The sequence below is a fragment of the Mesorhizobium sp. M0028 genome, assembly GCF_040323855.1.
Taxonomy (GTDB): Bacteria; Pseudomonadota; Alphaproteobacteria; order Rhizobiales; family Rhizobiaceae; genus Mesorhizobium.
The window spans coordinates 144,429-158,558 of the sequence record NZ_JAMYVG010000012.1; the positions used below are offsets into that span (position 1 = coordinate 144,429).

Here is a 14,130-nt window from a genome sequence, read left to right on the forward strand (position 1 = left end):
CGACTTCGAGCCGGCTGCGTCCGTTTCTGGTGTGCAAAGTGTGGCCGCAATAGCCGCGTTCGGTCAGTCCGCGTGCAGTTCAGATCCTGCTCGGCCACACCAAGATCGAGAATACAGTGCGGTATCTCGGTGTAGATGTAGAAGATGCCTTAGAGCTAGCCGAGGCGACCGAGGTATGACCAAAAGCGGCTCCCACGATCCCGGTGGGGCCGCGAACTGAAATGCGCCTCATGTCGGTCGTTGAGCAGACCATAGCCCTAATCTCAAAAGCGGCCTTCGAGCGAACAGGCGAGATGACACGTTTGCGCCTCAATTCGAGCCGTTCACGGGCTCTTGTCGAAGACCCCGGAAGCCGCCACCTTCATAAGTTAGTTCCGAGTGACTGTGCCATTGCCTCAAAGGGGACGCTAGACTAAGACTAGCGCCAATCGACCTGATTTTTGCGACAGGCTGAAAGTCTCATTCCACCCTCCTGCGACCGTACGGGAACGGGGAAAATCGACCCCTTGCGGAAGTTCGCTACCCTCGGCCGAACTCACACCCATGGACCCTGACCGGACCTTCCGGACGCCAATTAGCATCTCGGAAGCGTACGTTCAGGCGAACCAGCGTCAAATGACCCAACTCAGACGTTCGTATCGCTCACGCCAAATGGCTGCTCACTACTCCAAAACGGGCCTCGGCGATCCGCAATCTCGCGCGCCGTTGGAATTCTGCCAGCGCCACAGTAGCGTTCTCTTGGTCCGACTGAAGCAGCTAAGAAAGCTGCTATCCGTCGACCCCCTGCGGTGGCAAGGCCGCGGACGACATGAACACTGGCAATAGAACTTTCGGAAACAAGAAGCCACAAATGGCAGAGGCACAACTCCGACCATCGCGATGAAGGTCGCGGCGCTTCAGATAATCGACGAAGATCAGTACGTGCCCAGCGTCTTCTACGGGGCGGGTTCGTACAGGCTGGCGAAGGAACAGATCGGCACGCGTTGCGTAGGAACGGCAATCCGCACATTGGCCGATCCCGAGGTCCAAACGACGTCAAAAAGGCCGTCGCCTTGCAGGACGCCGTCAAGGTCGACCAACCAGGAGGACCAGGGAAGTTCGAAGTTCCGAACTAGGACTAGGCCAGCCAGAAGAAGGTGCGCGACGCTCTCCTGATCTGGCCGAGACACTGCCTCACACGAAGGGCGCGTTCGGTGCAAGGGGCGAAGTCAGTGCGGCGCCTCATTTCCGCGGCATCGGCCATTCCAGTGGATTAGGCGGCCGGTGCCTTCCGACACGCCTTCGCCTCGCTTGGACGAATGAAATGGACAGAAAGTGCAAGATAGGATTAGCTACTTGCTGCCGTCTCTCTATCGAGGGGACGCATGCGATGGAGCACAGCATGGCGACAGGTTGGCGCCAGGGATTTGGAGCCCTCTTGCTCTTGGGGCTCACTGAAATGCCAATCCCGGTGCATGCTGTCGGCGGCCAGTTCGGGCTTGAGTTCGCAATTGACGCCCCTTGGCGGCTTGAGCCGGTGGAGGCCGGCGATGGCGGGCTCACTTACACTGCTATCCCGATCTCCGTGACTTTTCACGACGCGATTTACGACGACAACCGAGGCGACACGGAAGCATTATTCCTCGAAAGGATCCATGCGGGAACTCTCCAGGAGATCGAGGTTATCGAAAGGGTCCGAGAGGGCCCGGACAATCCATCGACGATCTACCAACCCGGCGATCTGCGCGAGATCGAACGCCAAGGGTGGATCTCGACGCCTGACGCTGAACCGGAGCATAAACTTTGCAGTCCTTTGATGGGCCGAGATTGTACCGCTGAACTTTTGCAAATTTCACAGTCACACGCTTGGCATGCGAGCTTGTGGTACACCCCCAAAACGCCCGTCTTCCCCGGCCGAGATATTCATCTCCAAGTGAATGTACGAACTAAGTACGGTGGCGACAGCCGCGAGTTTACCAATTACCTCGTTGTGCATGCTGGAGAGGCTCCGCTGCCCCGGTTTCCGGGGTGGATTTATGGCGACCTGCATTACCACGCGCAAATGACGGATAACGAAGGTGAATCGGGTTATTCGTACCGCAACGTCGTTCGGGCCCTGGGCGCAATGGGCATGGATTTTGTATTCGCGACGGATCATGCCTCAGGGGGAAAGCAGGTCGACGGAGCGATCGGCGTATCTCGATGCTGGACCGTAGAAGGCGAGCAATGTTTTCAACGTCCGAATGGCAGACCGGTTGGCAGAACTTGCCCCCGTGCAGAGGTAGCTAGGCCGGCGGATGCCCGCCGCGAAGACGACAGTGGTTGCAAGCGGTTCATCGGATTTGAAGCTCGGGATCTGAACCCCTCGCGCTTTGCTGCTGCGAGGAACATTTTGTATGGGCCAAAGGGCGCAAACTACGACATTGACGAGGATGTCAGGCTTGGCAACGTTCCCGGCTTCACTGGGCGGCGCGTTGTTCCACAGGTCTATCTCGGAGAAGAGCTAGACGCTTGGCCAGAGATGTCCGCGACGGAGCAGCGCAACGGTGCGATCCGCTTCGGCGATGGTCTCGCGTATCTTTGGCCAGATAACGACAGATGTATAGCCGCGGATGGCCTGTCTGCTTGCCGTGCGCGCTATTCCAAACCCTATGGGGCGAATGGCTCCGACAGTTATCTCGTGCTTGACGAGCAAGGGGTGCCTGTCGCGGACTTTATAGGCGACAAACTCGGCAGCGAAGTCGCGAGTGATATTTTAGAGCGCTTTAGGGTTCCTAATCCTACCCCGCAACCTTCTCGCCAGCACATGATTTACTTTCCTCGAAAGGCTGACGATGCAAGTGGTTTCATTCCGAGCAATACTACAAGATTTGGTGGTGCTTCGCGTAGGCTCGAGGATTTAATCGAGGAAATTGAGAAAAAAGGCGCTGCATTCCTGGCTCATCCACTCGTCGGGCTGGCGCCTGACAGCGTAATTGGCCCTGATATTGTACCCTACTCCACCCAGGCGCTTAACCGAGCATGGAGCTCTCCCGCAATCTTGGGCCTTCAGTTTTGGAATGAGGACACACGCCTGCAGTCCCGTAAGGACGAGAGATATCGCATAGTGGTGAGCGCTCTTGATAATAAGTACAAGTACCACTTACCTTGGCACGATGGCTCCGCACTTGGCCATTTCCCTTGGCTTTGGCAGCGCCGCGAGGAGCCGCAGTATCCGCGAAGACTTTTTTCTAACTTGTACCACGGTGCTTACGTTTGGGACTTGTTCCTTCGTAAGGGACTGAACGCAAACCAGACCAGCAATCTTGACTGGCTTCCAAGAGCGGAGCCACGGAAGTGGTTCATGGCTGGGGGATCAGACGCACATGGCGACCTCAACTTCCGTCGAGAGGGACGCCCGTGCAAGGAGCAGTGGTGCGACACGCCGGTAGTGGATACGGCCATCGGAAAACCAAGGAACCTCGTGCTGGTAAATCGTACAGAGGCACCACTTGTGTTTGCGCCCGTCTCTGGCGATCGGGAGACCGCGCGATACCGCAATACGGAGGTGATAGACGCGCTGGCGGCAGGCAGGTTCTCGGTGACCGATGGGCCTGCGCTCCGGATCGCTATTGACAGGAACCGCAACGGCCGGATTGACCTAACGGACTTCCAGATGGGCGAAACGTTCAACCTTTTTCCTGGCGAGCATGTACCGGTTCTTATCGAATGGCAGTCGACGCCTGAGTTCGGTCCAATCAGCAAAGTTGACCTGTACGTCGGTAATGCCCAGCGTACATTTGCCTACCAGCGGAGGGCAAATGAGGGCTCTTCACGATTCAGTCATGGCCCACGTAACCAGTTTGACGATCCGGGCGGTTCGCCAAGCGCCTACGATCCCGATCCAGCCGACGTTCTCCAAGTTGACCTCCAGCGCGAAGCCAATAACATTAGGCTCCATGGACAAGCAAGGATCTTCCTAAGTCCCAAAACATTTGAGCTTGCCACCCAGCATGAAAGCCTTTTCTACGTGCGCGCATTCGCCCAGGCGGACGGTCAGATGAGTTGCCAGAGCGAGCTTGAACCTGGTAGCTGCGGAACGCGCCTCGCCTACACAAACCCAATTTGGGGAAGATACATCGGGGCTTGTGGAACCAACCCAGATCCATTGGCTATCGATGCGGATGGGTCCGGCTTCGCGGATATCTGTGAGCGCGACCTCACCCCCTGTCCTTTAGATGAGGTGGCTCCGCCGCCGGAGGGTGCGGTCATTGTGCCAGGCGACGAAGGCGGTCGAAGGGTTCCTGAATTTACCCCTGATAGGACGCCGCGGACTCCTGCGGAGGTATTGCGAAATCCTGAACGGCCCGGATCTCCAGCTAACAAGCCCGCGCCGCGCGAATCCTGCAAGTTTACGGTCCCCCTATGAGGGGGTGTCCCCAACATCCAAGATAGCGTGCGCTGCGCAGCGCCAAAGCGCTGGACCAGCGTGGTGTTCGGCTATGTATGGACTGGCTATTGACGTGTTCGTGACCTTTCCCCGCGATCAGGGCCGCTCGAACTGGAATCCTCCGATTGGAACTGGGCGCGGCCGCGCCATTCCGGGAACCGGAAGTCATGACCCAACCGCGACGTCCTTTGTTTCCAAAGAGGGTCCGCAACGGGTCAGTTCACGTCGATGCACGCGGGGCGCTTGAAGGTCCGCTTCTGACCTTCCGAGCCTCGAAGCCGCAAGTCCGCTTTCGGCCAGTTCGCCCGGAACGACGACAATCTAGTAGTCGGGAAAAGTCGTCAGTTCAGTCGAATCCTCTGTGTCTCACATGGGCCGAGGTTGTCGAGGTTTACCAACCTTGCACTCGAGCGCAGCCCTGTCCCAATCACCGAGTTCAGCAGCCGCGCGATACGTGCTTTCCAAAAAGGTCATGAGCATGTCTTCTGGATTGTTGGCAAGCCTGACCGCATCATAGGGCAGCAGAAATTCTCCGAGTTTTTCATCGTAATATGCGGCTTCAGGAGAAATTCTTGCAGCTGCAAAACCGGTCGGCATCGGGTATGCATAGGAATAGAACGCGGGAAAGTCGATTGCACCCCCACCTGGCCAGAAGCCAGCTGACGAGACTTCGTGGCTGTAGGCCTCGCGGGTGATTTCGTCAGGCAGGGCCGGAATACCACCTGGATGTGAGGGCGCGTGTCGACCGGAGAAGCGTGTCACGGCAATGTCAAAACTTCCCCAGAAGAGATGCACCGGGCTCACCTTGCCGAGATACGCCGTACGGAAGATCTGGAGCACGTTCGTCACTGCCACACATGCCCTGAAGAACCGTGTCACAGCATTGGCGTCGTAGGGGCGTTCCATCCTGTCTTCGGCGAACGGAATAGCCTGCGGAATCTCGTTCGGCCTGCCATGGAACTCCGGTGTCCCACCGAGAGTACGAATGAGATCCAACGCGCGCCCATGAAAGAAGGCGACCGACATCGGCTCAAGCGGGAACCGGGCAATGCGTCCATCGGTTGCTCGTCCGACCACCTCATGGTTGATCAGATCGAGGCTCAATTCGATCCCGCCTGGTCGATCTGGCACTAGGCCGGTCGTGAGACCGCGAGCGTCGATGTAAAGGGTCGCATGCCAGGAATGGTTCACCCACGGTGAGCGGGCGAGCCGATATTTCCCTATGATCTGAATATAAAGATGCAGCGCGGAACACGTACTGCGCCAAGGACCGTACGGTATAGCCGGCCATCTTTCCTGGATGCGTTCATTCATTGGGCCAACCTAACTCGATGGAGCTTGAATAGAATCGCACTACCGCCCGTATTCATATCACCGGCAAGGAGCCAGTCGGCGACTGATATTGGGTCGTTTGCCGAATGTCCGCTTCAGCCAAATGTGTTTCGAAAACGGACCGGCAGATTCCGGCCCGAAACGGTCATTCCGGATGCCAATTTGCGAGAATCAGTCCGCGTGTGCAGGGTGGCGCAAGAAGGACGGTTCAGTCGAAGAAGCCTGCATCCTCTTCCCCGAGATACTTCCTGGCTGCTTCGGCGTCGATATCGAGGCCCAGCCCCGGGGCTTCTAGCAGGTCCACCATGCTGTCCTTCACGATCTGCGACGGCAGGCCGATTACGAGATCCTCCCACCAGGGGTCGGAGGCGCTCGGGTATTCGAACGCGATGTAGTTGGCGGGCAGGGTGGCGCAGACATTGATCAGCGCGCCGAGGCCGAGAAGGCCGTTCGCGGTGCCGTGCGGTGCCATCAGGATCGAGTGCATATAGGCGTGCTCGGCGACCCATTTGAGCTCGGCAATGCCGCCAATATCGGCCGGATCGGGGCCGATGACGCGCACCGCCTGCGTTTCGATCAGCTCCTTGAAATTGTGCCGCAGGTAGATCTGCTCGCCGGTATGAATTGGTGTCGAGGTGGAGGTGGTCAGCTCCCGATAGGCCTGCGGATTGACCCACGGCACATAGTCGCCGGTCAGCATATCCTCGAGCCACATCAAATTGTACTTCTCGACCGCGCGAGCGAACTTGATCGCATCGGGCAGCATCCAGCCCGGGCCGCAGTCGAGCGCCAGGCTGACCTTGTCGCCCAGCACTTCCTTCATCGCGATCACGCAGTCGAGCATGTGGTTGAAACCGCGCTCGCTGATCACGCCCTGATCCATAGCACCGTGATAGCCGGCCTTCTTCTGCGTCACACCGTAATGGAAGCCCTCGATGCTGTCCTTCATGTTGGAATGGAACGAGATGCCTTGCTTGATCATAAAGAAGTTCTGCGGCTGCTCCATCATCCATTTCACGTCAGCGGCGTAATCCTCCGGCCGGTCCCCCATTCGCTTCTGGCGGATCGAGCCGTTATAGACGCGTACCTTGTCGCGCACCTTGCCGCCGAGCAGTTTGTAGGCCGGCACGCCTGCGGCCTTGCCGGCAATGTCCCACAGCGCATGCTCGATAGCGCTTACCACCGCGCCATAGGGCTTGAAAGAGCCGCGTTGGCGGATCTTCAGCATCACCCGCTCGACGTCGGTCGGGTCCTCGCCGATCAGCGCCTCGCGGAAATGCAGCACCCAAGGCTTGAGATAGGTCTTGGTGAATTCGACTTCGCCAAGGCCATAGAGGCCCTCGTCGGTAACGATGCGGACGATGGGATGTTTGCCGATGACGGCGCAGCGGAGGTCGGTGATCTTCATCTTCGGTTCTTTTCGCCTCAGCTCCAGGTGCGGTCCCAGGAATACTCGTCGTCCCAGTGATCCGTGGGCTGCCAGATGCCGGTGACACCCGGCTGCAGATGCAGCGAGATCACCTCGTCGACGACGTCGTCAATCCCCAGGCCAGGTTTGTCCGGAACAGTGATAAAGCCGTCCTTCACGAGCGGCTTGGAAATGCCGGCGACGATATCGTCCCACCAGTCGACGTCGGCAGAGTGGTATTCGAGCGCCATGAAGTTTTCGGTCGCGGTCGCGACATGTGCCGCGGCCATTGCGGCGATAGGACTTTCGGCCATATGGATGGCCATGGCGACGCCGTGATCCTGTGCCATGTCGCCGACCTTCTTGGTCTCCAGAATGCCCCCGCTGGTGAGCAGGTCTGGGTGGATAACGGAGAGGCCGCCGCTCTTGAGCAGAGGCTCGAAGCCCTCCTTAAGGTAGATGTCCTCGCCGGTGCAGATCGGCACCGTGGTGGCGGCCTGCAGTTGTCGGTACTGCTCGGTGTACTGCCATGGGATCACATCCTCGAGCCAGGCTGGCACGTATTTTTCAATCCGCCTCGCGAGGCGAATACCGTTCTGCAGTGAGATGTGGCCGACATGGTCGATGGCGAGCGGAACATCCATGCCGATAATTTCGCGAACCTCGGCAATGTACTGCTCAAGCAGGTCGAGGCCCTTGTCGGAAAAGTGGAGGCCAGTAAACGGGTGGGGGACATTATGCAAATCATACGCGGCATTGCGGGCGCGCCGCTCCTCCGTGGTCTTGACCGGGCCGCGGCCGGGGTGGACGCGGTACCCTTCAAGTGAGCCGGCAGGGGATACGACCGCACCGGGTACATCCGCGATCTGCATCAGCCCCAGATCCATCTTGAGGAAGGTGAAGCCAAGCGCCATGCGCTGCTTGAGGCGCTTGCCGGTCTCGGTGCCGCTCGGCACGGTCGCATCGGTATCGCAATAGAGGCGCACCTTCTCCCGAAACCGGCCGCCGAGCATCTGGTAGATGGGCACGCCATACGCCTTGCCGGCGAGATCCCACAACGCGATTTCGACCGCCGAGACGCCGCCGCCTTGCCGGCCGTACCCTCCGAACTGCTTGATCCGGCGAAACAGGCGGTCGATGTCGCAGGGGTTCTCGCCAAGCAGCCGGCTCTTCAGCATCAGCGCGTAGGTGGCGCTGGCGCCGTCGCGCACTTCGCCAAGTCCGACGATGCCCTGATTGGTGTAAATCTTGAGCAGGGTTGAGGTGAACGGCGCGCCGACGATTTCGGCTACCCGCATGTCGGTGATGCGAAGCTGAGATGGCTTGGAGTTCGCGTTCACCCGATTGAGCGCCTCGTCGGCGCCACCTGTCTTTGCCATGACTTATCCTCGTTTTCGGCTTGTCGCCCCGTACCCTGGGCATAGAGTGTTGCTAGCCCAGCTCAATCTCGTGGGCCTGCAGATAGTCGCGGTCCATCTCAATACCGAGACCAGGCTTCGACGTCAGCTTGAGGCTGCCGTTCGAAATGTCGAGCGGTCTGTCGATCAGGTGATCGTATTTGCCCAGGTTCCACTCCGACGTTTCGAGTTTGTAGAAGTTGGGGACAGTCATCATCACCTGCGCTCCCGCAACCACATTGATCGGTCCCGCGGCATCATGTGGCGAGACCGGGACGTAGTAGGCTTCGCAAAGGGCAGAAATCTTCTTGAGTTCGGTAATGCCGCCGGTCCAGGTGACGTCGGGCATGATGTAGTCGGCGAGCTTGTTCTCAAGTACCGGCACGAAATCCCACTTCGTGTGGCCGCGCTCGCCCCACGAGATGGCGGTATTGACCTTCTCACGCACCTGCTTGAGGGCGTTAAGGCTCTCGGGCGGGCAGGGCTCCTCAAACCAGTCGATCTGACCGGCTTCCTCGAGACTTCGACAGAGGCGAATGGCGGTGGGAACGTCGAAACGGCCATGCGCATCGATGAGAATGTCGACATCGGGCCCTGCCGTTTCACGGATCAGAGCCGTGAGTTCGGCGGCTTCGCGCTCGTCCTTGCGGGTCATGCTGCCATCGAGATAGCCGTCCCGCTGTTCGCGAGGCAGGCCATCGGCGCTGCGACCCTGGTGCGGGTACGGATCGAACTTGAGCGCAGTGTGTCCGGATTCGACGACGTCTAGAATTTCGCGGACCACGGCTTCCTTGCTGGTGAATTTGGCTTGGTTGGGATGGGTGTAGAGCGCGATTTCATCGCGTACCGGTCCGCCCAACAGCTCGTAAATCGGCTTGCCGAGGACTTTGCCCCGGATGTCCCAGAGGGCTATGTCGATGGCGCTCACGCATTCGACGGCGGCGCCGCGGCTTCCCATGTAGGTGAAGCTGCGGAAGATCTTGTGCCAGAGATGCTCGATACGCGCCGGATCCTCGCCTGTCACGGCGACGCCGATCTGCCGCAGGATCGTGCAGAGCGCGCGGTTGGCGAGCCTTGTGGTGGTGGTGATCTCTCCCCAGCCACTCACTCCCTCGTCGGTCGTCACTTCGACGAACAGGAACTCTCCCCAATAAGAAGCATCGGACTTGATCAGCCACGGCCGAATGCTCGTGATTTTCATCTCAACAACCTTTGTCTGAGAATGGTCAGCCTAACGAGGTTCTGGACTGGACATTCTATCCGGCCCGGGCGGCGTTGCGCGCACGCATCTGTTCGAGAATATGCCGGCCCGAGCCCTCGACATGGCGGGAGACGAGTTCGGCCGCCTTGTCGGCCTCTCCCGCCTTTACGAGCGCGATGAGCTCGCGGTGCTCGCGCATGATCGCGGCACGTCGCGCCAGCGTGAAGTTGAAACGACGGCTCACGGCTCGCAGCACTTCGCGATGCTTCCACCAAAGCTCGGCGGCGTGGCGGTTATAGTGCCGCTGGTACATCACGGTGTGGAAAGCGGTATCAAGCTCACTGTGCCTGAATGTGTCGGCGAAGTTGTTCTCTTCAATCAGGCCTTGGAGACGTTCGAGTTCGGCGATGTCCTCGCCAGTAGCCATATTCACAAACCATCGTGTCAGGGCTGGCTCGATCAGAACACCGATCTCGTAGATATCCCGGACAAAATCCTGATCTATGGGTCGGACGCGCGCCCCGCGGTTGGCGACAAAGATGACAAAGCCTTCGCCGCGCAACAGCTGCAGGGCCTCGCGCACAGGATTGGTCGAGGTGCCGTGACGCCGGGCGAGATCGGTGACTACAAGCCGTTCGTTGGCGGCGAGCCGTCCCTCGATGATGTCTTCCCTGATCAATTCATAAAGCGAGGCGCCCTCGCTGGAGGCCCCGATGGGATCAGTGCCCACAGGTGGCATAGCTTTGAAATCGCTTATTTCGGCCAAGGCCGGCTCCCAATTTAATACATACCTTGCCCGATATCACACACGGCTTTCGCAAACAATGTACGATCCTGCGCGTTGACAGGCAATCCATGATCTGAAAACGTACCAAGGGATCGAGAGAATACATTGAGCATTCTCGCGATCGAAACGAGCAAGGACCGCTTTGCCTTGGCGCAGGGCGGCATGGGAGAACCAGGGAGGATACCTATGACGAGGATTACGCTCGGCAGTGCGATCCTGCGCGGCACTGTCGTCACTGTTTTGATGGCATCCCTGATGCCCACATCGGCGCTGGCTGCGCCACCGGTCGACCTCAGCAAGTGGTCGCCGGAATATGTGCGCTCAATCGCCGGCACACAGGATTTTGACACGGCGGCCGATTGCGCCAAGGTCACCCCGCTCGACTACAAGGGGCGGCTGACTTTCTGGTATCAGGGCGTGTTCGAGGGCGACCCCGACCTCCTGCGCCAGTACTATAAGGATTTCTTCGAGACCTTCCGCAAAACCTATCCGAACATCCAGCTCGAGGAACAAGCCCTCACCTATAACGACCTTCTCGACAAGTTCCGCACGGCGCTCCTGGGCAATGCCGCGCCGATGGCGGTCCGCCTGCAAATCCTGGGTGGTACCGAGTTCGCCTCAAAGGGCTATCTGGCGCCGCTCAAGCCAGAGGATGTGGGGTATTCGACCGAGGATTTCTGGCCCGGCGCCATGAAGGCCGTGACCTGGGAGGGCGTGACCTACGGCATTCCGACCAACAACGAGACGATGGCGTTCATCTGGAACGCCGACATCTTCAAGCGTGCGGGCCTCGATCCGGACAAGGCTCCGGCAACCTGGGAAGACGTCGTCAAATATTCCAAGCAGATCCACGACAAGCTCGGCATTGCCGGCTACGGCCTCGTGGCGCGCAAGAATGCCGGCAATACGCCGTACCGTTTCATGCCACAGCTGTGGGCCTATGGCGGCGGCGTCTTCGACGAAGCCACCGCGAATCCGACCTATGAGCAGGTCCAGCTCGATAGTCCCCAGAGCAAGGCGGCGCTGCAAGCCTCCTACGACATGTATGTTCGCGACAAGTCGGTTCCGGTTTCGGCGCTCACCAACCAGCAGGCCGATAACCAGCCCCTGTTCGTCGCCGGCCAGCTCGGCATGATGATCTCGCACCCGTCCGATTACAACGTCATGCTCGACCTGCAGAAAAAGGCGACGGGCACCGACAAGGACAAGGCGCAGACGGTCATCGACAACATGCGCTACGGCCTGATTCCAACTGGCCCCGACGGCAAGCGCGCCGTCGTGTTCGGCGGCTCGAACATTCACATCCTGAAGCCCGAATATGTCGAGGGCGGCAAGGTAGACGAGCCTGCTGCAAAGGCTATCATCTGCATGTGGACGAGCCCTGAATGGTCGCTGAAGATGGCCTACGCCGGATCAAACCCAGGCAACCTTAACGGCTTCAAGACCAAGTGGATGAAGGAACGTCTGGACAACATCAAGTTCCTCGATGTCACGACCTCGATGCTGCCATACGGCATTCCGTTCCCAGCGCTGCCGCAGGCCCCCGAGATCATGAACATTATCATCCCGGACATGCTGCAGAATGCCCTGACCGGAGCGATGACCGTCGACGAGGCAGCGGACGACGCGGCCAAGAAGGTAAAAGACGTGATGGGCGGACTCTAGTCCAAGCCTGACCTACGACCTGACCGGCTGCGCCGCTGGCGCAGCCGCCTCGTTCCGAAGAATAAGGGCACGCCACAAGTGACGATCGTGACCGGCAAGGCCGAGGCTCGCCGAAGATTGCAACCCGGTACAGCCGGCACGCTGCGGAAGATCTGGGAGCATCGCGCGGACTACGCGTATGTGCTCCCGGCGATCGCCGTGATGCTCATCGTCATCGCCTATCCGATCTACTACACGGTCGAGCTGTCGTTCTTTAAGACACCGCCTGGTCTGCAGCTCCGCGACAAGACCTTCATCGGCTTCGACAACTACACGACGATCCTCACCAGTCAGGTGTTCTGGAAGGTCACCTGGAACACACTGATCTGGACGCTGGGGTCCACTTTCATCTCCTTTGTCCTGGGGTTTGCAACGGCGCTGGCGCTCCACCGCGACTTCATCGGCCGTGGTGTCATGCGCGCTATCCTGATCATCCCTTGGGTCATCAGTGCCGTCGCCGCCTCCTATATCTGGAAGTGGATCTACCATTCGGACTTCGGGATCATCGGCGCGGTGCTGGTCGGCCTCGGATTGGCCGACCGGCCGCCGAATTTCATCGACAATGTCAGCACGGTGCTGCCCTCCCTGATCGTCGTCAATATCTGGCGCGAGTTTCCGTTTGCCATGATCATGATGATGGCCGGCCTGCAGACAGTCCCCGACCAATTGCTGCGCGCCGCAAAAGTCGACGGTGCCAGTGCATGGCAGCGCTTTTGGCACGTCACCTTCCCGCACTTGCGCAACGTCTCGGTGGTGACGATGCTGCTGCTCGCAGTGGCCAACTTCAATTCCTTCATCATCCCTTGGATCATGACCGGCGGCGGGCCGTCGAACGCATCGCATATCTGGATAACCCACATTTATGAGCTCGCCTTCGGACGGCAGCGCTGGGGCGTGGCATCGGCCTATTCAGTGCTCCTGTTCCTCACACTGATGACACTGGGCTACTTCTACGTCCGTGCGCTAAGCGGCAACGAGCGGAAAGAGGGGAGCGCATGAGCACGATTGCCGAGACAGCCTCTCGAGCCCCGACCCGTCGCCGCATGCGCGTCGACGGTTGGCGGTGGGCCGGGCGCATATTCCTCGTGTTCATGCTGCTTTTTACTGCGTTGCCGATGATCTGGATGCTGATCACCTCGATCAAGTCCGGATTCGCGGCGACGCAATTCCCGCCGCAATGGTGGCCGGACGAGCCTACCCTCGCCAGTTACCAGAAGCTGCTCGATCCGCAGAACAGCGTCGGCCAGGATTTCCTCCGCTTCTTCTGGAACAGCCTTTTCGTGTCGACCGTTACGACAATCCTTTCGGTGATCGTGGCTGTCCCTGCGGCCTACGCGTTTTCGCGCTTCAGTTTCCCCGGCCGGAATTTCCTGTTTTTTGCCGTGCTGCTGCGCAATATGTTCCCGGCGGTGATCTTTCTCGTGCCACTCTTCATCCTGATGCGCGCGATCGGGCTGGTGAACACGCACGGCTCGCTGATCCTCACCTATCTCACCTTCGGCCTGCCGCTGGCGATCTGGCTGCTCAAGGGCTTTTATGACAACATCCCGGTGCAGCTGGAGCAGGCGGCGCGCATCGATGGCGCCACACGGTTCCAGGCCTTTATCATGATCGTGATGCCGCTCTCGACGCCGGGGATCATCGCCACCGCAATCTATTCCTTTATCGGCGCGTGGAACGAGTACATCTACGCCTACACCTTCCTCTCCAAGAACGAGCAGTTGACCCTTCCGGTTGGCATCCAGCGCTTCTTCTCGGAAAATACGACGGACTTTCCGGGCCTGATGGCGGCCAGCTTCATGATGAGCGTGCCCGTCGTGGTGCTGTTCCTGGTCCTGCAACGATACTTTGTACGCGCCCTTACAGAAGGCGCGGTCAAGCACTAGGGAGTTG

General features: G+C 59.1%; 9 protein-coding genes and 1 pseudogene. 5 read left to right on the forward strand and 5 right to left on the reverse strand.

Annotated features, from left to right (window positions below; all coding sequences use genetic code 11):
* Positions 1-56: 56 nt before the first annotated feature.
* Both NKJ93_RS21750 and NKJ93_RS21755 read left to right on the forward strand, forming a co-directional pair.
* A pseudogene (locus NKJ93_RS21750) lies at positions 57-179 on the forward strand (tyrosine-type recombinase/integrase); the annotation flags it as partial.
* Between the two features lie 1,202 nt (positions 180-1,381).
* Positions 1,382-4,387 carry a hypothetical protein gene (locus NKJ93_RS21755; protein ID WP_352483893.1) on the forward strand — a complete coding sequence of 1,002 codons (3,006 nt, stop codon included), beginning with the start codon at positions 1,382-1,384 and terminating at the stop codon, positions 4,385-4,387.
* Between the two features lie 387 nt (positions 4,388-4,774).
* On the opposite strand, the gene NKJ93_RS21760 is transcribed toward NKJ93_RS21755, so the two are convergent.
* From NKJ93_RS21760 to NKJ93_RS21780, 5 genes are all read right to left on the reverse strand, one after another.
* Positions 4,775-5,722 (reverse strand): DUF5996 family protein, encoded by a 948-nt coding sequence (locus NKJ93_RS21760; RefSeq protein WP_352549518.1) that lies wholly within the window; start codon positions 5,720-5,722, stop codon positions 4,775-4,777.
* Positions 5,723-5,948: 226 nt separating this feature from the next.
* Positions 5,949-7,148 carry a mandelate racemase/muconate lactonizing enzyme family protein gene (locus NKJ93_RS21765; protein ID WP_352483892.1) on the reverse strand — a complete coding sequence of 400 codons (1,200 nt, stop codon included), beginning with the start codon at positions 7,146-7,148 and terminating at the stop codon, positions 5,949-5,951.
* A 17-nt stretch (positions 7,149-7,165) separates the two neighbouring features.
* Positions 7,166-8,527, reverse strand: a complete 1,362-nt coding sequence (locus NKJ93_RS21770) for a mandelate racemase/muconate lactonizing enzyme family protein (RefSeq protein ID WP_352591032.1) — start codon at positions 8,525-8,527, stop codon at positions 7,166-7,168.
* 52 nt (positions 8,528-8,579) lie between these two features.
* Positions 8,580-9,746, reverse strand: coding sequence for a mandelate racemase/muconate lactonizing enzyme family protein (locus tag NKJ93_RS21775; protein ID WP_352591035.1), 1,167 nt, complete (start codon positions 9,744-9,746; stop codon positions 8,580-8,582).
* A 55-nt stretch (positions 9,747-9,801) separates the two neighbouring features.
* Positions 9,802-10,512 (reverse strand): GntR family transcriptional regulator, encoded by a 711-nt coding sequence (locus NKJ93_RS21780; RefSeq protein ID WP_023721827.1) that lies wholly within the window; start codon positions 10,510-10,512, stop codon positions 9,802-9,804.
* Positions 10,513-10,719: 207 nt separating this feature from the next.
* Between NKJ93_RS21780 and NKJ93_RS21785 the strand changes: the two genes are divergently transcribed.
* The 3 genes from NKJ93_RS21785 (at position 10,720) to NKJ93_RS21795 (ending at position 14,123) form a co-directional block, all read left to right on the forward strand.
* Positions 10,720-12,198 (forward strand): ABC transporter substrate-binding protein, encoded by a 1,479-nt coding sequence (locus tag NKJ93_RS21785; RefSeq protein ID WP_352591038.1) that lies wholly within the window; start codon positions 10,720-10,722, stop codon positions 12,196-12,198.
* Between the two features lie 78 nt (positions 12,199-12,276).
* Positions 12,277-13,236, forward strand: coding sequence for a carbohydrate ABC transporter permease (locus tag NKJ93_RS21790; protein ID WP_352591041.1), 960 nt, complete (start codon positions 12,277-12,279; stop codon positions 13,234-13,236).
* Positions 13,233-14,123: a carbohydrate ABC transporter permease gene (locus NKJ93_RS21795; RefSeq protein WP_352591043.1), complete on the forward strand. Its 891-nt coding sequence runs from the start codon at positions 13,233-13,235 to the stop codon at positions 14,121-14,123. The genes NKJ93_RS21790 and NKJ93_RS21795 overlap by 4 nt, the downstream gene beginning before the upstream one ends.
* Positions 14,124-14,130 lie beyond the last annotated feature (7 nt).